Source organism: Pseudomonas sp. GP01-A4 (assembly GCF_058780865.1).
Genome location: NZ_JBYSWF010000007.1, coordinates 12,140 through 30,703, shown reverse-complemented (window position 1 = coordinate 30,703; position 18,564 = coordinate 12,140). Strand labels below are relative to the sequence as shown.

The 18,564-nt window shown below is 57.5% G+C and carries 18 protein-coding genes; 15 read left to right on the top strand and 3 right to left on the bottom strand.

Annotated features, from left to right (window positions below; all coding sequences use genetic code 11):
* Window positions 1-17: 17 nt before the first annotated feature.
* The 3 genes from AC3WKX_RS06855 to AC3WKX_RS06845 form a co-directional block, all read right to left on the bottom strand.
* Entirely contained in the window at window positions 18-2,459 is a 2,442-nt protein-coding gene (locus AC3WKX_RS06855) for a TonB-dependent siderophore receptor (protein ID WP_102370204.1), read from the bottom strand.
* A 93-nt stretch (window positions 2,460-2,552) separates the two neighbouring features.
* Window positions 2,553-3,497 (bottom strand): FecR domain-containing protein, encoded by a 945-nt coding sequence (locus AC3WKX_RS06850; RefSeq protein ID WP_102604441.1) that lies wholly within the window; start codon window positions 3,495-3,497, stop codon window positions 2,553-2,555.
* Window positions 3,497-4,003: a sigma-70 family RNA polymerase sigma factor gene (locus AC3WKX_RS06845; protein WP_008439546.1), complete on the bottom strand. Its 507-nt coding sequence runs from the start codon at window positions 4,001-4,003 to the stop codon at window positions 3,497-3,499. Before AC3WKX_RS06845 ends, AC3WKX_RS06850 begins: the two co-directional genes overlap by 1 nt.
* Window positions 4,004-4,589: 586 nt before the next feature.
* On the opposite strand from AC3WKX_RS06845, the gene mnmG reads away from it, so the two are divergent.
* The 15 genes from mnmG to AC3WKX_RS06770 all read left to right on the top strand — a co-directional run bounded on the left by mnmG (window position 4,590) and on the right by AC3WKX_RS06770 (window position 18,563).
* Entirely contained in the window at window positions 4,590-6,482 is a 1,893-nt protein-coding gene (mnmG, locus tag AC3WKX_RS06840; protein ID WP_087694608.1) for a tRNA uridine-5-carboxymethylaminomethyl(34) synthesis enzyme MnmG, read from the top strand.
* On the top strand, window positions 6,479-7,123 hold the full coding sequence (gene rsmG / locus AC3WKX_RS06835) for a 16S rRNA (guanine(527)-N(7))-methyltransferase RsmG (RefSeq protein ID WP_003213561.1): 645 nt from the start codon (window positions 6,479-6,481) through the stop codon (window positions 7,121-7,123). Before mnmG ends, rsmG begins: the two co-directional genes overlap by 4 nt.
* 18 nt (window positions 7,124-7,141) lie before the next feature.
* Complete coding sequence (locus tag AC3WKX_RS06830) at window positions 7,142-7,939, top strand: ParA family protein (RefSeq protein ID WP_003213559.1); 798 nt, start codon at window positions 7,142-7,144, stop codon at window positions 7,937-7,939.
* Window positions 7,940-7,948: 9 nt separating this feature from the next.
* Window positions 7,949-8,821, top strand: a complete 873-nt coding sequence (locus AC3WKX_RS06825) for a ParB/RepB/Spo0J family partition protein (protein ID WP_003213558.1) — start codon at window positions 7,949-7,951, stop codon at window positions 8,819-8,821.
* A gap of 148 nt (window positions 8,822-8,969) precedes the next feature.
* Window positions 8,970-9,377: a F0F1 ATP synthase subunit I gene (locus tag AC3WKX_RS06820; RefSeq protein ID WP_003213556.1), complete on the top strand. Its 408-nt coding sequence runs from the start codon at window positions 8,970-8,972 to the stop codon at window positions 9,375-9,377.
* A 16-nt stretch (window positions 9,378-9,393) separates the two neighbouring features.
* Window positions 9,394-10,263, top strand: a complete 870-nt coding sequence (atpB, locus tag AC3WKX_RS06815; protein WP_003213554.1) for a F0F1 ATP synthase subunit A — start codon at window positions 9,394-9,396, stop codon at window positions 10,261-10,263.
* A 133-nt stretch (window positions 10,264-10,396) separates the two neighbouring features.
* Window positions 10,397-10,654 (top strand): F0F1 ATP synthase subunit C, encoded by a 258-nt coding sequence (gene atpE / locus AC3WKX_RS06810; RefSeq protein ID WP_002555987.1) that lies wholly within the window; start codon window positions 10,397-10,399, stop codon window positions 10,652-10,654.
* A gap of 56 nt (window positions 10,655-10,710) precedes the next feature.
* Window positions 10,711-11,181, top strand: a complete 471-nt coding sequence (locus AC3WKX_RS06805) for a F0F1 ATP synthase subunit B (protein WP_008439543.1) — start codon at window positions 10,711-10,713, stop codon at window positions 11,179-11,181.
* Window positions 11,182-11,193: 12 nt separating this feature from the next.
* On the top strand, window positions 11,194-11,730 hold the full coding sequence (locus tag AC3WKX_RS06800; protein ID WP_003213551.1) for a F0F1 ATP synthase subunit delta: 537 nt from the start codon (window positions 11,194-11,196) through the stop codon (window positions 11,728-11,730).
* 21 nt (window positions 11,731-11,751) lie between these two features.
* Window positions 11,752-13,296, top strand: coding sequence for a F0F1 ATP synthase subunit alpha (atpA, locus tag AC3WKX_RS06795; RefSeq protein ID WP_003213549.1), 1,545 nt, complete (start codon window positions 11,752-11,754; stop codon window positions 13,294-13,296).
* Between the two features lie 50 nt (window positions 13,297-13,346).
* On the top strand, window positions 13,347-14,207 hold the full coding sequence (gene atpG, locus AC3WKX_RS06790; protein ID WP_003213547.1) for a F0F1 ATP synthase subunit gamma: 861 nt from the start codon (window positions 13,347-13,349) through the stop codon (window positions 14,205-14,207).
* A 27-nt stretch (window positions 14,208-14,234) separates the two neighbouring features.
* Window positions 14,235-15,614 carry a F0F1 ATP synthase subunit beta gene (gene atpD / locus AC3WKX_RS06785; RefSeq protein WP_003213545.1) on the top strand — a complete coding sequence of 460 codons (1,380 nt, stop codon included), beginning with the start codon at window positions 14,235-14,237 and terminating at the stop codon, window positions 15,612-15,614.
* 44 nt (window positions 15,615-15,658) lie between these two features.
* Entirely contained in the window at window positions 15,659-16,084 is a 426-nt protein-coding gene (locus tag AC3WKX_RS06780) for a F0F1 ATP synthase subunit epsilon (protein WP_008439541.1), read from the top strand.
* A gap of 115 nt (window positions 16,085-16,199) precedes the next feature.
* Window positions 16,200-17,567 carry a bifunctional UDP-N-acetylglucosamine diphosphorylase/glucosamine-1-phosphate N-acetyltransferase GlmU gene (gene glmU / locus AC3WKX_RS06775; protein WP_003213541.1) on the top strand — a complete coding sequence of 456 codons (1,368 nt, stop codon included), beginning with the start codon at window positions 16,200-16,202 and terminating at the stop codon, window positions 17,565-17,567.
* Between the two features lie 228 nt (window positions 17,568-17,795).
* A complete protein-coding gene (locus AC3WKX_RS06770; RefSeq protein ID WP_003213539.1) occupies window positions 17,796-18,563 on the top strand; it encodes a DeoR/GlpR family DNA-binding transcription regulator in 768 nt (255 codons plus the stop codon).
* Window position 18,564 lies beyond the last annotated feature (1 nt).

The window sequence follows — 18,564 nt, the reverse complement described above, 5'->3', positions numbered from 1 at the left end:
TATCCACAGCTGGCTGGTTACCAGTTGTAGGAAACAGTTCCGAGTAGCGTCCGGCTTTCACCCCAGTAGCAGCGGCCCGCATCGTTGCAGCCGGACACATACTCCTTGTCGAACAGGTTCTTCGCATTCACGTCTACCGACCAGTGCTGGTCAATCTGGTAACCAATGGCGGCATCCACCAACGTCACGCTTCCAGCATCCAGCTTCCCGTATAGAGAAGGCGCGGTGTAAGCGAAAGTGCTGTCGAAGTAGCGCACGCCGCCGCCGACGGACAAGCCCTTGAGCTGGCCGTCAAGAAAGCGGTATTTGCCCCAGACCGAAGCCTGATTACGCGGAACACCGGTCATCTGGTGACCTTCCACGAGCGACGTTGCCGAATCCTTGGTAATCCGAGCATCGGTGTAGGTGTAGGCCGCAGTCACGTTCAAATTAGGTGTGAGGTTGCTGTTGACCTCCACTTCCACACCCTTGGCCCGGCTTTCGCCGACCTGGCGGTAGGTATTGGTCGTGGCGTCGAGGTACGTGTCGTCCTGCTTGCGCAAGTCATAGACCGACAACGTCATCGCCGTGTCCCAGCCGATCGGCTCGTACTTGAGGCCTACTTCGTATTGACTGCTGGTGATCGGGTCCAGCGGTGTGCCGGCATTGGAGATCTGCTGTACCGGAACGAACGCGGTCGAGTAGCTGACATATGGCGTCAGGCCATTGTCGAACTGGTACATGATCCCGCCCTGATAGGTGAACTTGCGGTCTTCAGAGCTGATGTTGCCGGCCTTGGCCACCTTGTCGCGAAAATCACTGTCGACCCAGTCCTGCCGCCCGCCGAGCAAGAATAACCAGTGGTCATACTTGCTCTGAAGCTGTGCATAAACACCTTTCATCTGCTGTTCGAGCAACGTGTTTTGCACCGCGAGAGGCGTCAATGGATCCCTCAGGTACACCGGGTTATACACATTGATCGTGCCTGCAAATCCGGCATTCCAATCCTGGCTGAACGAGGTACGGTCATAGCTGGCACCGAACAGCACGGTATTTTCCAGCCCGCCTACCTGGAATTTGCCTTCCAACTGGTTATCCAGCGAGTAGACCATCGATTTGTTGTAGCGGTCGTAGGCATTCATGTTCAGCTGTGTGCCGAACCCCGCATTATTCAGGTTGCCCGGCCAGGTTTCATGGCGGGTGATTCGCGACTGCATGTAGCGCGAGTTCTGCCGAAACTGCCAGTCATCATTGAAGCTGTGGCTGAACTCGTAGCCGGTGCTCCAGGTTTCCCGTTCGAAGGTGTTCCAATCCGGGTCACCGAGCATGGTGTGCTTGGAGAGCTTTCCGTTGGGGTTGGTCAGTAACGTGCCTGCTGCAGGTAGGCCAAGTTCAAGATTGGTGTGGTCTTTCTGGTAGTTGGCCAGCAGCGTCAGGGTGTTGTAGTCGTCGAAATTGAGGGTCAGGGACGGTGCGATATACAGACGGTCATCGGGAACGTGATCGGTCTGGGTGTCGGACTTCCTGCCGAGCATCACCACCCGTCCAAGGATATTGCCGCTGTCGTCCAAGGGACCGGAGATATCCACACCCACCTGGCGCCGGTTATTAGAACCGTAGGTCAGCTGAACTTCGCCTTGTGGTGTAGCTGTCGGGTGTTTACTCACCAGGTTGACCAGGCCACCGGGTGCGTTTTCGCCGTAGAGCAGGGAAGAAGGGCCACGGAATATCTCCACCCTTTCCAGGCCATAAGGTTCGCTGGTGGTGTCATACCGGTTGCCTTGGACTCGCAAGCCATCGCGCAGCAGGCCGTAGCCATAATCCGTAGCGTTGAAACCGCGAATGAAGAACAAGTCACCGGCCAGCCCGTCGCCCGCAGCGAAGGGAGGGGCAAAGATTCCCGGCACATAGCCCAGCACTTCGGTGAGCGTCTGGGATTTTTGATCCTTGATGCGCTGGCCGGTCACCACCGACACCGAGCGCGGGGTTTCCGACAATGGTGTGCTGGTCTTGGTACCGATTCGGCTGTTTTGCGCCTTGTAACCTACGTCCCCGGCAATTTCCTGATTGAACCCAGTCTGTTGATACGTGCTGACAGTAGTGGGGGCCAGCATGAGCTGTTCCCCGCTCGCAGCCGGCTGCAGCGCGTAGCTGCCGGGGCCTTGAACCGCCGCCTGCAATCCCGAGTTTTGCAGCAATAACGCAAACCCTTGCTCCACCGAGTAGTCACCCTCCAGCCCAGGACTTTGCAGGCGCGCCGTCTGCTGCGGCGAGAAGGACAGAATCACATTGGCCTTCGACGCGAATTGGCTCAAGGCATTGTCGAGTGGCCCGGAGGCGATCACGTAATGTTGCACTGGGCTGGCAGCAATGGCCCGAGTGCATAGCAAGGTGCTGGCAGTCGCGGCCGTGGCCAGCAGCAAGCCATACGTGATGCCGTGATGGGAGAGACGCTGGCGAAGTTTTGTAGGAAGGCGCATGTGTGAGTAAGCCCTGAAGGTAGCATCGTGATTACCTGTAGGGCCGCGCCAGGTAAAAAAAAGATAACCCCCGTTGAGAGTATTTTTTCAGTATCAAGCTGTAAGCGTGACGGAGACCCAATAGCGCGTGAAATACTTCACGTGGATCGGCAGCGTGACCTGCAAGTTGGCCAATACGGCGTCGGTGGAATCAAGACGGAAAGTGCCGGACACCCGCAGCCGCGCTGATGCGGCATCGCACTGCATAACGCCCGGCCGATAGCGCGCCAGTTCGTCGATGACATCCCCCAGTCGCGCGTCCAGAACGATCAGTTGGCCGTCGACCCATGCGGCTTGGTTCCTACGATAAATATGGCTGGGGCCTACGTCTTGCGTGCCGAAGTCGACACTCTCACCAGGTCCAAGCACTCGGCTATGGGCCGGCTGGTCGACGGGTTGCACGCTGACCCGGTCTTCCAGCACACCAACCCGCGTCGACCCTTGCAGTTGGCGAACAGTGAACCGCGTACCCAAGGCTTGAACACGACCCTCATGGGTTTCGACATAAAACGGTGTTTGCCGGTCCGACTTTCCGGTGTGGATAAGTACTTCCCCCTCACGCAAACGGACCAGTCGCTTCTGCCCATCGAAAAGTACGTCGATAGCCGTGTTCGTATTGAGGTCAATTTGAGTGCCGTCGGCCAACCCGATTCGACGTCGTTCGCCGACCTTGGTCCGATAGTCAGCCCAGAGGTTGCCCAGGGACGTGTGTTGTTGAACGTTCCACCCCAAGTACCCGGCGGCACCGAGCATCAGCATCAGCTTGAGCACTTGCCGCCGTTGTTGACTGGCCGAGAGCGCACGACGGGTGAAGTCCTTGGGTAGCGCACCGAGGCCACGTTGCAACTGCTCCATCTGGTTCCAGGCCGCCTGATGGGAGGGGTCGCCGTTGAGCCATTGCTGCCAGGCACTTTGTTGCGCGGGTGTCGGTGGCTGCGATTGAAATTGCACGTACCAACTGGCGGCGGCTTCGAACGTCTTGCGATCCGGGGCAGCCATTACATGCCCGCCATGATCAAGGCGCATTCAGTCAGGGCCCGAACCATATGTTTCTTGACGGTGGTCAGCGAGACACGCAACTGATCGGCGATCTGTTGATAAGTCAGGCCTTCGACCTGGGACAGCATGAAAATTCGCCTGGCCCGCTCCCCCAGCCCACACAAGGCTTTATCCACAGCAACGAGGGTTTCAATGATGATGGCCTTGTCTTCTTCACTGATTGCGATCGCTTCGGGCCGGTCTGCCAGGGTTTGCAGATAGGCCTGCTCAATGGCGCGGCGACGATAGCGGTCAATCACCAGTCCCCGGGCAACTGTGGCCAGATAGTCCCTGGGCTCGAGGATCTGCGTCGCATTGCGGCCCCCCAGGATCCGCACGAACGTATCGTGTGCCACGTCAGCTGCATCGCAGGCGTTATGCAACTTTCCCTTGAGCCAGCTGTGCAACCACGAATGGTGCTGCTCATAGATGTGTTGGACTGCAACGGTATGCGAGGGAAGGGCCATGAGAGGTGACGAGGCAGGTTAATGATAATAACTATTATTAACTGCCGTGACGCTTTCTCACAATAGGCGTTCCATCAACCCGTTTCACAAATGCAAATGAACTGTTTCCTGCCTGACCGAGGATTTTCGGAGGCATCTGCCTGCCTGAAACTTATCGGGATCCGTATTTTCTGTGGATTAAGCCCTGTGAATAACCGCCCCTGTGCCCGGTTGATAACCAGGCTTGAAACCTGAGTAAAAACCCCTCTGTGGATAACCACCCGTTTAATCCACAGGCTTAAAGCACTTATCCAAGGGCCTCATTGGCATCTAACCACAGACTTTTGAATCTCTGTACATAATGTAAATAAAGGCCTGTAGAGATTTATCCACAGAAACATGCCTCAGTAGAAATAAACATAAAAACAAAGATTTAATAAATTTCTCTCTTTTAATTTCTATTGTTCGTGATTCATCCACAGCTGGTTAAATTTTGTGCAAAGGGTTCTTTAGGAAGGGCGAAGTCCCTATACTTGCCGACTCGTTCGAAAACCTGATCTCGAACGCTCATTCCTAATTACCTACAGAAGCAGGCACGAGGTGCGTGGTGGATTTCCCTTCCCGTTTTGAAGTGATCGTCATCGGCGGCGGTCATGCCGGTACCGAGGCAGCACTGGCGTCAGCACGCATGGGGGCAAAAACCCTGTTGCTGACGCATAACGTGGAAACCCTCGGCGCCATGAGCTGCAACCCCGCGATCGGCGGGATCGGCAAAAGCCACCTGGTCAAGGAAATCGATGCCCTGGGCGGCGCGATGGCCATGGCCACCGATAAGGGTGGTATTCAATTTCGCGTATTGAACAGTCGCAAAGGCCCGGCCGTACGAGCCACACGTGCTCAAGCCGACCGCATCCTGTACAAGGCCGCTGTCCGCGAAACCCTGGAAAACCAGCCGAACCTGTGGATATTTCAACAGGCAGCCGATGACCTGATCGTCGAACAAGACCAGGTACGCGGTGTTGTCACGCAAATGGGCCTGCGTTTCTTCGCAGAATCCGTGGTGTTGACCACCGGTACCTTCCTCGGCGGACTTATCCACATCGGTATGCAGAACTATTCCGGTGGCCGCGCCGGTGATCCACCGTCAATCGCCTTGGCTCAGCGCCTTCGCGAACTGCCACTGCGTGTTGGTCGCCTGAAAACCGGCACGCCGCCGCGAATTGATGGCCGGTCTGTGGATTTCTCGGTGATGACCGAGCAAGCCGGCGATACACCGATCCCGGTGATGTCGTTCATGGGCTCCAAGGAACAGCATCCGAAGCAGGTCAGTTGCTGGATTACCCATACCAACGCCCGCACCCACGAAATCATTGCTGCGAACCTCGACCGTTCGCCGATGTATTCCGGGGTGATCGAAGGTATTGGCCCGCGCTACTGCCCGTCGATCGAAGACAAGATCCACCGCTTTGCCGACAAGGAAAGCCACCAGGTTTTTATCGAACCGGAAGGTCTGACCACCCATGAGCTGTACCCGAACGGAATTTCCACGTCTCTGCCGTTCGACGTGCAAATCCAGATCGTGCAGTCGATTCGCGGTATGGAAAATGCGCACATCGTGCGTCCTGGCTACGCCATCGAGTACGACTACTTCGACCCGCGTGACCTGAAATACAGCCTGGAAACCAAGGTCATCGGCGGTTTGTTCTTTGCAGGGCAAATCAACGGCACCACCGGTTACGAAGAAGCTGGCGCCCAGGGTTTGCTGGCCGGAACCAACGCGGCACTGCGTGCACAGGGCAAAGACAGCTGGTGTCCGCGTCGCGATGAGGCGTACATCGGTGTGTTGGTCGACGACCTGATCACCCTCGGAACCCAGGAACCGTACCGGATGTTTACGTCCCGGGCCGAATACCGCCTGATCCTGCGGGAAGACAACGCCGACCTGCGCTTGACCGAAAAAGGTCGCGAATTGGGCCTGGTCGACGACGTGCGTTGGGCGGCCTTCTGCAAAAAACGCGAAAGTATCGAGTTGGAAGAGCAACGCCTGAAAAGTACCTGGGTTCGCCCGGGCACCGAGCAAGGCGATGCGATTGCCGAAAAATTCGGCACGCCGCTGACTCACGAATACAACTTGCTGAACCTGCTGTCCCGGCCGGAAATCGACTACGCTGGTCTGATCTCGGTCACCGGCGCTGGCGCAGAAGATCCACAGGTTGCCGAGCAGGTCGAAATCAAGACCAAATACGCCGGTTACATTGACCGTCAGCAGGATGAGATCGCTCGTCTGCGGGCCAGCGAAGACACCAAGCTGCCTGTGGATATCGATTACACAAACATTTCCGGGCTGTCGAAAGAGATCCAAGGCAAGCTGGGGATAACTCGACCGGAGACCCTGGGCCAGGCGTCCCGTATCCCGGGCGTCACGCCGGCAGCCATCTCGCTGTTGATGATTCATTTGAAAAAACGCGGCGCGGGCCGTCAGTTGGAGCAAAGCGCTTGAGTTCGTTGGTCACCTCGCAACACGCCGAAGAGTTATCCACAGGTGCTCGCCAGCTTGGCGTCAACCTGACCGAAGCCCAGCACGAGTTGCTGCTGGGTTATCTGGCCCTGTTGATCAAATGGAACAAGGCTTACAACCTCACTGCGGTGCGTGACCCGGACGAAATGGTCTCCCGCCATCTGCTCGACAGTCTCAGTGTGATGCCGTTTATCGAAAACGGCCGCTGGCTCGACGTTGGCAGCGGCGGCGGCATGCCCGGCATCCCGCTGGCGATCCTGTTTCCGGAGTCGCAAGTGACCTGCCTGGACAGCAACGGCAAGAAAACCCGCTTCCTGACCCAGGTCAAACTCGAACTCAAGCTGGATAACCTGCAAGTTATCCACAGTCGCGTCGAAGCCTTTACGCCTGAACAGCCTTTCAACGGAATTGTTTCCCGGGCGTTCAGCAGCATGGAGAACTTCAGCAACTGGACCCGCCACCTCGGCGACCGCGATACCCGTTGGCTGGCAATGAAGGGCGTTCATCCAAGCGACGAGCTGTTAGCATTGCCGGCAGACTTCCACCTCGATAGCGAACACGCCTTGGCCGTACCCGGTTGCCAAGGCCAACGCCATCTGCTGATACTGCGCCGCACGGCATGATTGGGAACACAAGCAAGAATGGCTAAGGTATTCGCGATAGCGAACCAGAAAGGTGGCGTGGGCAAAACCACCACCTGCATCAACCTCGCAGCATCCTTGGTCGCTACCAAGCGTCGGGTGCTGTTGATCGATCTCGATCCACAGGGCAACGCCACTATGGGTAGCGGTGTGGATAAACACGGCCTGGAAAACTCGGTCTACGACTTGCTGATTGGCGAGTGCGACCTGGCCCAGGCCATGCACTTCTCCGAGCACGGTGGTTATCAACTGCTGCCGGCCAACCGCGATTTGACCGCGGCGGAAGTGGTGCTGCTGGAAATGCAGATGAAAGAAAGCCGTCTGCGCAGCGCCCTGGCGCCGATCCGCGAGAATTACGACTACATTTTGATCGACTGCCCGCCGTCGCTGTCGATGCTGACGTTGAACGCACTGGTTGCGGCCGACGGGGTGATTATCCCCATGCAGTGCGAGTACTTCGCGCTCGAAGGCTTGAGCGACCTTGTGGATAACATCAAGCGTATCGCCGAGTTGCTCAACCCGAACCTGCAAATCGAAGGCCTGCTGCGGACCATGTATGACCCGCGCCTGAGCCTGATGAACGATGTGTCGGCACAGCTCAAGGAACACTTCGGCGATCAGCTCTACGACACCGTGATTCCACGCAACATCCGCCTGGCCGAAGCGCCAAGCTATGGCATGCCCGCGCTGGCGTACGACAAGTCTTCCCGCGGCGCCATTGCCTATCTGGCGCTGGCCGGCGAGATGGTTCGCCGTCAACGCCGCAATTCACGCACCGCTGCAGCCCAGCCAACTTAAGGAATCCCCATGGCCGTCAAGAAACGAGGTCTCGGACGTGGACTGGATGCACTGCTGAGTGGTCCGACTGTCACGACCCTTGAAGAGCAAGCGGTGCAGGCCGACGAGCGCGAGCTGCAGCACCTGCCGCTGGACCTGATCCAGCGCGGCAAATACCAGCCGCGCCGGGACATGGACCCGCAGGCGCTGGAGGAATTGGCGAATTCGATCAAGGCCCAGGGCGTGATGCAGCCGATCGTGGTGCGCCCGATTGGTGCAGGCCGCTTTGAAATCATCGCCGGCGAGCGCCGCTGGCGCGCCAGCCAGCAGGCCGGCAAGGAAACCATTCCGGCAATGGTGCGCGATGTGCCGGATGAAACCGCCATCGCCATGGCGTTGATCGAGAACATCCAGCGTGAAGACCTCAATCCGATCGAGGAAGCGATCGCCCTGCAGCGTTTGCAGCAGGAGTTCAAACTGACTCAGCAGGAAGTCGCGGATGCGGTGGGCAAGTCCCGGGTTACCGTGTCCAACCTGTTGCGCCTGATCGCGCTGCCGGAAGTCATCAAAACCATGCTTTCCCATGGCGACCTGGAAATGGGTCATGCCCGTGCTTTGCTCGGTTTGCCGGAAAATCAACAGGTTGAGGGGGCGCGACACGTTGTCGCACGAGGCCTCACCGTTCGTCAGACCGAGGCCCTGGTTCGCCAGTGGCTCAGTGGCAAACCTGCACCGGTCGAAACCGCCAAACCTGATCCGGATATTGCACGCCTGGAGCAGCGCCTGGCCGAACGCCTAGGCTCTGCGGTGCAAATTCGTCATGGCAAGAAAGGCAAAGGGCAATTGGTCATCGGATATAACTCATTGGATGAGCTTCAGGGCGTCCTTGCCCACATCCGCTGAAACAATTGCTTCTGTAGCGCGCAGTCGGAAATCACTACCCGGCAGTTGAATAGGGGCAGAACCGCCCCTATACTCTGCGCGCATTTTGTCGGCACAAATTATGCCAAGTTATTGATTTCCGGCAGCCGACCATTGAGGAGCAAGAGTGATGGAAACCCGCACGCCAAACACGTTGCCGTTCCATCGCTTGGCCGTTTTCCCGGTTTTAGTGGCTCAATTTGTCATTTTACTGATCGCCTCTTTGGCGCTCTGGTATTGGTATGGAGTCGTAGCCGGATACTCGGGACTCTGCGGAGGCCTGATAGCCTTGCTGCCCAATATGTATTTTGCTCACAGGGCCTTTCGGTTTTCCGGCGCCCGAGCAGCCCAGGCTATCGTCCGGTCTTTTTATGCCGGCGAGGCGGGGAAATTGATTTTGACGGCAGTGCTGTTTGCACTGACCTTTGCAGGTGTGAAGCCATTGGCGCCGCTGGCTGTATTCGGCGTCTTCGTGTTGACCCAACTGGTCAGCTGGTTCGCTCCCCTGCTAATGAAAACAAGACTTTCGAAACCTTAGGGCGTTTGAGGCAACCATGGCAGAAACAACCGCTTCGGGCTATATCCAGCACCACTTGCAGAACCTGACCTTCGGTCAGCTTCCCAACGGCGGCTGGGGCTTTGCCCACTCCGCAGCAGAAGCCAAAGAAATGGGCTTCTGGGCATTCCACCTGGATACTCTGGGCTGGTCTGTCGCATTGGGTCTGATCTTCGTCCTGATTTTCCGCATGGCGGCAAAGAAGGCGACTTCCGGTCAGCCAGGTGCTTTGCAGAACTTCGTTGAAGTATTGGTCGAATTCGTCGATGGCAGCGTGCGGGACAGCTTCCATGGTCGTAGCGCGGTGATTGCACCGTTGGCACTGACCATCTTCGTCTGGGTGTTCCTGATGAACGCCGTCGACCTGATCCCGGTCGACTGGATTCCTCAGCTGGCCATCCTGATCTCCGGCGATCACCACATTCCATTCCGTGCGGTTTCGACCACGGACCCTAACGCCACCCTGGGCATGGCCCTGTCGGTGTTCGCGTTGATCATTTTCTACAGCATCAAGATCAAGGGCATCGGCGGCTTCATCGGCGAACTGACCCTGCACCCGTTCGGCAGCAAGAACATCTTCGTTCAAGCGCTGCTGATCCCGGTGAACTTCCTGCTGGAGTTCGTGACCCTGGTCGCCAAGCCGATTTCCCTGGCCCTGCGACTGTTCGGCAACATGTATGCCGGCGAGCTGGTGTTCATTCTGATCGCTGTGATGTTCGGCAGTGGTCTGCTCTGGCTTAGCGGCCTGGGCATTGTTCTGCAGTGGGCGTGGGCTGTGTTCCACATCCTGATCATCACCCTGCAGGCGTTTATCTTCATGATGCTGACCATCGTCTACCTGTCGATGGCGCACGAAGAGAACCATTAAGACCAGTCTCGACTAGTCTGATGTCCCTCCCGGTCAAACGGGAGGGTAGCCCTGAAGGGCTATGAAACGATTTGTTTTACCGCTTTAAAATCTAAAAAACCTAAACCATACGACGTAAAAGTCGGGAGGAAAGATGGAAACTGTAGTTGGTCTAACCGCTATCGCTGTTGCACTGTTGATCGGCCTGGGCGCCCTGGGTACTGCCATTGGTTTCGGCCTGCTGGGCGGCAAGTTCCTGGAAGGCGCAGCGCGTCAGCCAGAAATGGTTCCAATGCTGCAAGTTAAAATGTTCATCGTCGCCGGCCTGCTCGACGCCGTGACCATGATCGGTGTTGGTATCGCTCTGTTCTTCACCTTCGCGAACCCCTTCGTTGGTCAACTCGCCGGTTAATCACTCGTTTTTTCGAGTGATTGGTGTGTTGTGCAACGAACGAGCGAGGTATTGGCGTGAACATTAATGCAACCATTATTGGTCAGTCCTTAGCGTTCTTGATTTTTGTAGTTTTCTGCATGAAGTTCGTATGGCCTCCGGTCATCGCGGCTTTGCACGAACGTCAGAAGAAGATCGCAGACGGACTGGACGCTGCCGCACGAGCAGCTCGCGACCTGGAGTTGGCCCAAGATAAAGCGGGTCAACAACTGCGCGAAGCGAAAGCTCAGGCAGCTGAAATCATTGAGCAAGCCAAGAAACGCGGTAACCAGATCGTTGAAGAGGCTGTTGAAAAAGCCCGTATCGACGCTGACCGTGTGAAGGTTCAGGCTCAAGCCGAGATCGAGCAGGAACTGAACGGTGTCAAAGATGCGCTGCGTGCCCAACTGGGTGCTCTGGCCGTCGGCGGTGCTGAGAAGATCCTGGGTGCCACAATCGATCAAAACGCGCACGCGGAGCTGGTAAACAAACTGGCTGCTGAAATTTAAGCGAGGGCGATCATGGCAGAATTGACCACGTTGGCCCGACCTTACGCTAAGGCAGCCTTCGAGCACGCCCAGGCCCACCAGCAGCTGGCCTCTTGGTCAGCCATGCTCGGCCTGGCTGCAGCAGTGTCGCAAGACGACACCATGCAGCGCGTGCTCAAGGCCCCGCGACTGACGAGCGCAGACAAGGCCGCCACGTTTATTGACGTGTGCGGCGACAAGTTTGATGTGAAAGTGCAGAACTTCATCCACGTCGTTGCCGAAAACGACCGTCTCCCGCTTCTGCCGGAGATCGCCGCTCTGTTTGACCTGTACAAGGCCGAACAAGAGAAATCGGTAGATGTTGAAGTGACCAGTGCTTTTGCATTGAACCAAGAACAGCAAGACAAACTCGCCAAGGTTCTCAGTGCACGACTCGACCGGGAAGTGCGCCTGCAAGTTGCGGAGGATGCCACCCTGATTGGTGGTGTCATCATTCGCGCCGGCGACCTGGTTATCGATGGCTCGATTCGCGGCAAACTCGCGAATCTTGCCGAAGCATTGAAATCTTGAGTTTGAAGGGGCAGCAGAGCAATGCAGCAACTCAATCCTTCCGAAATAAGTGAAATTATCAAGGGCCGCATCGACAAGCTCGATGTGACCTCCCAAGCCCGTAACGAAGGCACTGTCGTCAGCGTATCTGACGGCATCGTGCGGATTCACGGTCTGGCCGACGTAATGTACGGCGAGATGATCGAGTTTCCGGGCGGCGTCTACGGTATGGCCCTCAACCTGGAGCAAGACTCTGTAGGTGCCGTTGTATTGGGCTCCTACCAGACTCTGGCCGAAGGCATGAGCGCCAAGTGCACAGGCCGCATCCTGGAAGTTCCGGTTGGTAAGGAACTGCTGGGTCGCGTTGTCGACGCACTGGGTAACCCAGTTGACGGCAAAGGTCCGCTGAACAACACCGAGACCGATGCGGTCGAGAAAGTTGCTCCAGGCGTGATCTGGCGTAAGTCGGTAGACCAGCCTGTACAGACTGGCTACAAGGCTGTCGATGCCATGATTCCTGTCGGCCGTGGCCAGCGTGAGCTGATCATCGGTGACCGTCAGATCGGTAAAACCGCTCTGGCGATCGACGCGATCATCAACCAGAAAGACAGCGGGATTTTCTGCGTCTACGTAGCCATCGGTCAGAAACAATCGACCATCGCCAACGTGGTTCGCAAGCTGGAAGAAAACGGCGCCCTGGCTAACACCATCGTCGTGGCCGCCAGTGCTTCCGAATCCGCTGCACTTCAGTTCCTGGCACCGTACTCCGGTTGCACCATGGGCGAATACTTCCGCGACCGCGGTGAAGACGCGCTGATCGTTTATGACGATCTGTCCAAGCAAGCAGTGGCTTACCGCCAGATTTCCCTGCTGCTGCGCCGTCCACCAGGCCGTGAAGCTTACCCAGGCGACGTGTTCTATCTCCACTCCCGTCTGCTGGAGCGCGCATCCCGCGTTTCGGAAGAATACGTAGAGAAGTTCACCAACGGCGCAGTGACCGGCAAAACCGGTTCCCTGACCGCACTGCCGATCATCGAAACCCAGGCTGGCGACGTTTCCGCGTTCGTTCCGACCAACGTGATTTCCATCACCGACGGTCAGATCTTCCTGGAATCGGCCATGTTCAACTCCGGGATCCGTCCTGCAGTGAACGCCGGTGTTTCGGTATCCCGTGTGGGTGGTGCCGCTCAGACCAAGATCATCAAGAAGCTCTCCGGTGGTATCCGTACCGCTCTGGCTCAGTACCGTGAACTGGCGGCATTCGCCCAGTTCGCTTCTGACCTGGACGAAGCGACCCGTAAGCAACTTGAGCATGGTCAGCGCGTTACCGAGCTGATGAAGCAGAAGCAATACGCACCAATGTCGATCGCTGACATGGCGCTGTCGCTGTATGCCGCTGAGCGTGGGTTCCTGACCGACGTTGAAATCACCAAGGTCGGCAGCTTCGAACAAGCGCTGATTGCTTACTTCAACCGCGATCACGCCGAATTGATGGCGAAGATCAACGTGAAGGGTGACTTCAATGACGACATCGACGCTGGCATCAAAGCCGGTATCGAGAAGTTCAAGGCCACCCAAACCTGGTAAGCCGCAGCGGGGGCCGCGAGGCTCCCGCTTGCTAACCTGATAGGTGTTACATGGCAGGCGCAAAAGAGATTCGCAGTAAGATTGCGAGCATCAAAAGCACGCAAAAGATCACCAGCGCCATGGAAAAAGTGGCGGTCAGCAAAATGCGCAAGGCACAAATGCGCATGGCTGCTAGCCGTCCCTACGCGGAGCGTATCCGCCAGGTTATTGGTCATCTGGCCAACGCCAACCCGGAATATCGCCACCCGTTCATGATCGATCGCGAAGTAAAGCGCGTCGGTTATGTCGTGGTGAGCAGTGACCGTGGTTTGTGCGGTGGTTTGAATACCAACCTGTTCAAGGCCCTGGTCAAGGACATGGCGGTAAACCGCGAAAAAGGCGTCGAGATCGATCTGTGTGTGGTCGGTAGCAAGGGTGCGGCCTTTTTCCGCAACTTCGGCGGTAACGTCGTTGCAGCTATCAGCCACCTGGGTGAAGAACCGTCGATCAATGATTTGATCGGCAGCGTCAAGGTGATGCTGGATGCATACCTGGAAGGCCGGATTGACCGCCTCTCCGTGGTATCCAACAAGTTCATCAACACCATGACGCAACAGCCTACCGTGGAGCAGTTGATTCCATTGGTGGCCGCCCCGGAACAAGAACTCAAGCACCACTGGGACTACCTCTACGAACCAGACGCCAAAGAGCTGCTTGACGGCTTGATGGTGCGCTACGTGGAGTCGCAGGTGTACCAGGCGGTGGTCGAGAACAACGCGGCTGAACAAGCTGCGCGGATGATCGCGATGAAGAACGCTACCGACAACGCCGGTGATTTGATCAGCGATTTGCAGCTGATCTACAACAAGGCGCGTCAGGCTGCGATCACCCAAGAGATCTCGGAAATCGTCGGCGGCGCTGCCGCGGTTTAACGGTTCAAATATTCAGAGGATCCAGCTATGAGTAGCGGACGTATCGTTCAAATCATCGGCGCCGTTATCGACGTGGAATTCCCACGCGACAGCGTACCGAGCATCTACAACGCTTTGAAAGTCAAAAGCGATGCAGGCACCACCCTGGAAGTTCAGCAGCAGCTGGGCGACGGCGTGGTTCGTACCATTGCAATGGGTTCCACCGAAGGCTTGAAGCGCGGTCTGGAAGTCACTGACTCTGGCGCAGCCATCTCCGTACCGGTCGGTAAAGCGACCCTGGGCCGGATCATGGACGTCCTCGGTAACCCGATCGACGAAGCCGGTCCAATCGACACCGAAGAGCGCTGGGGCATTCACCGTCCTGCGCCTTCCTTCGCGGAACAAGCGGGCGGCAACGACCTGCTGGAAACCGGCATCAAGGTTATCGACCTGGTTTGCCCGTTCGCCAAGGGCGGTAAAGTCGGTCTGTTCGGTGGTGCCGGTGTAGGCAAAACCGTAAACATGATGGAACTGATCCGTAACATCGCCATCGAGCACAGCGGTTATTCCGTGTTCGCCGGTGTGGGTGAGCGTACTCGTGAGGGTAACGACTTCTACCACGAGATGAAGGATTCCAACGTTCTGGACAAAGTGGCACTGGTTTACGGTCAGATGAACGAGCCGCCGGGTAACCGTCTGCGCGTAGCACTGACCGGCCTGACCATGGCCGAGAAGTTCCGTGACGAAGGTAACGACGTTCTGCTGTTCGTCGACAACATCTATCGTTACACCCTGGCCGGTACTGAAGTATCCGCACTGCTGGGCCGTATGCCTTCCGCAGTAGGTTACCAGCCGACCCTGGCCGAAGAGATGGGTACTCTGCAAGAGCGTATCACTTCGACCAAAAACGGTTCGATCACCTCGATCCAAGCGGTATACGTACCTGCGGATGACTTGACTGACCCGTCGCCAGCGACCACGTTCGCCCACTTGGACGCCACCGTCGTACTGTCCCGTGACATCGCCTCCCTGGGTATCTACCCAGCGGTCGATCCACTGGACTCGACTTCGCGCCAACTGGACCCGAACGTCATCGGCCAGGAACACTACGACACCGCTCGCGGCGTCCAGTACGTTCTGCAGCGTTACAAAGAACTGAAGGACATCATTGCGATCCTGGGTATGGACGAGCTGTCGGAAACCGACAAGCAGTTGGTATCCCGCGCTCGTAAGATCCAGCGCTTCTTGTCGCAGCCGTTCTTCGTGGCTGAAGTCTTCACCGGTGCCTCGGGTAAATACGTTTCCCTGAAAGACACCATTGCTGGCTTCAAAGGCATCCTCAACGGTGACTACGACCACCTGCCAGAACAAGCGTTCTACATGGTCGGCGGCATCGAAGAAGCGATCGAGAAAGCCAAGAAACTGTAATTCCGGCGCCCGGTAACGGGCGCTAATCAGGTTGAGGCAAGCAGATGGCTATGACATTCCATTGCGATATCGTCAGCGCGGAAGGGGAAATCTTCTCCGGTCAGATCGAGAGTGTGATTGCACACGGCGAACTGGGCGACCTGGGTATTAACTTTGGCCACGCGCCATTGATTACATCCTTGAAGCCTGGTCCGATCACTCTGACCAAGCTGGGCGGGGAACGGGAGGTGTTTTACATCTCCGGTGGTTTCCTCGAGGTTCAGCCGAACATGGTCAAGGTACTTGCCGACACCGTGCAACGTGCTGCCGACCTGGATGAAGCCTCCGCTCAGGAAGCCGTCAAGGCTGCCGAGAAGGCCCTGAACGAAAAAGGCGCAGATTTCGACTACGGTTCTGCTGCTGCACGTCTGGCCGAGGCCGCAGCTCAGCTGCGCACCGTCCAGCAGATCCGCAAGAAGTTTGGCGGCTAAGCCGTCAAGCCTCATGCGTGATTGATTAAAAAGGGTAGCCTCGGCTACCCTTTTTCTTTTTTTGCAAAACACTTCTTTGGTCTGAAGTCTGACCGCCCAGGATTGGTAGCCATTCATGTCTCTCGAAATCGTAATTCTTGCCGCAGGCCAGGGCACCCGTATGCGTTCGGCCCTGCCCAAGGTGCTGCACCCGGTTGCCGGCAACTCCATGCTTGGCCATGTTATCCACAGCGCCCGGCAGCTGGATCCACAGCGCATTCATGTGGTGATCGGCCACGGTGCCGATGTGGTGCGTGAGCGGCTGGCGGCGGATGACCTGAATTTCGTATTGCAGGACAAGCAATTGGGTACCGGCCATGCCACCGCGCAGGCCGTGCCGTTCATCAAGGCCGACACCGTGCTGATCCTCTACGGTGACGTGCCGCTGATCGAAGTGGAAACCTTGCAGCGCCTGCTCAAGCACGTGGTGCCAGGCCAGATGGGCTTGCTCACTGTCGAGTTGGACGACCCGACCGGCTACGGTCGCATCGTGCGCAACGCTGACGGCAAGGTCGCCGCCATCGTCGAGCATAAAGACGCCAGCGAAGCCCAGCGCGCCATCACTGAAGGCAACACCGGCATCCTCGCTGTGCCGGCTGACCGCCTGGCTGACTGGATGAGCCGCTTGTCCAACAACAACGCCCAGGGCGAGTACTACCTGACCGACGTCATCGAGATGGCCGTCAGCGATGGCCTGGTGGTCGCCACCGAACAGCCCCACGACCCGATGGAAGTGCAGGGCGCCAACGACCGCAAGCAACTGGCGGAGCTGGAGCGTCACTACCAACTGCGTGAAGGCCGCCGCCTGATGGCGCTGGGCGTGACGCTGCGTGATCCGGCACGTTTCGATGTGCGGGGTGACGTCACCGTTGGCCGCGACGTGCTGATCGATATCAACGTGATCCTCGAAGGCCGCGTGGTCATTGAAGACGACGTGGTGATCGGGCCGAACTGCGTGATCAAGGACAGCACCCTGCGCAAGGGTGTGGTGATCAAGGCCAACAGCCATATCGACGGTGCGGTGATGGGCGAGGGCAGTGATGCCGGTCCGTTCGCGCGTTTGCGTCCGGGCAGCGTGCTGGGCGCTCGCGCCCATGTGGGTAACTTTGTAGAACTGAAAAACGCCCGGATGGGCGACGACGCCAAGGCCGGCCATCTGGCCTACCTCGGTGATGCAGTGATCGGTGCCCGCAGCAATATCGGCGCAGGCGCCATCACCTGCAATTACGACGGCGCCAACAAGTACCAGACGACCATTGGCGAAGACGTGTTTATCGGCTCCAACAACTCGCTGATCGCCCCCGTCACTATCGGTGATGGTTCAAACACCGCCGCAGGTTCCACCATCAACCAGGATGTGGATAAGTCCCAGTTGGCCGTCGCCCGCGCCCGCCAGCGCAACATCGACGGCTGGAAACGCCCGGTCAAAATCAAGAAGAGCTGAGTTATCCACAACCCTGAAACACTGCGGTACTTATGTGGGAGCGGGCTTGCTCGCGAAGGCGGTCTTTCGGTTGATACATGCGCCGACTGACACACCGCCTTCGCGAGCAAGCCCGCTCCCACATTTTTATCTGTGTTGATTCAAAAAACTCAGTCGCATGCTTGACCATTTTGAATGAATAGGTTTTGATTGCCTTCGTTATCTTTCGAAACGAAACTTATCATCACCATGTCGAAACGAAATACACCCCAACGTCGCCACAACATCCTTGCCATGCTCACCGAGCAAGGTGAAGTCAGCGTGGACGAATTGGCCAAGCGTTTCGAAACCTCGGAAGTCACCATCCGCAAGGACCTGGCGGCCCTCGAAAGTAACGGTCTGTTGCTGCGTCGCTACGGTGGCGCCATCACCATGCCTCAGGAACTGGTCGGTGATCCGGCACAGCCCATTTCGGCCTACAAGCGCGCCATCGCCCGTGCGGCCGTCCGGCGTTTGCGGGAACACGCGCGCATCATCATCGACAGCGGCAGCACCACCGCCGCCATGATCCCCGAATTGGGCCACCAGCCCGGCCTGGTGGTGATGACCAACTCCCTGCACGTTGCCAGCGCCTTGAGCGACCTGGAACACGAGCCGGTATTGTTGATGACCGGCGGCACCTGGGACCCGCATTCGGACTCGTTCCAGGGTCAGGTCGCCGAACAGGTACTGCGTTCCTACGATTTCGACCAGCTCTTTATTGGTGCCGATGGCATCGACCTGGAGCGCGGCACCACCACCTTCAACGAATTACTGGGGCTGAGCCGCGTCATGGCCGAAGTCGCCCGCGAAGTGGTGGTGATGGTCGAGTCCGACAAGATTGGCCGCAAGATCCCCAACCTGGAACTGCCCTGGAGCAGCGTCCATACCCTTATTACCGATGATCGCCTGCCACTTGAGGCCCGCGACCAGATTCAAGCCCGCGGCATCACGCTGATTTGCGCGGCAGTCATCTAGG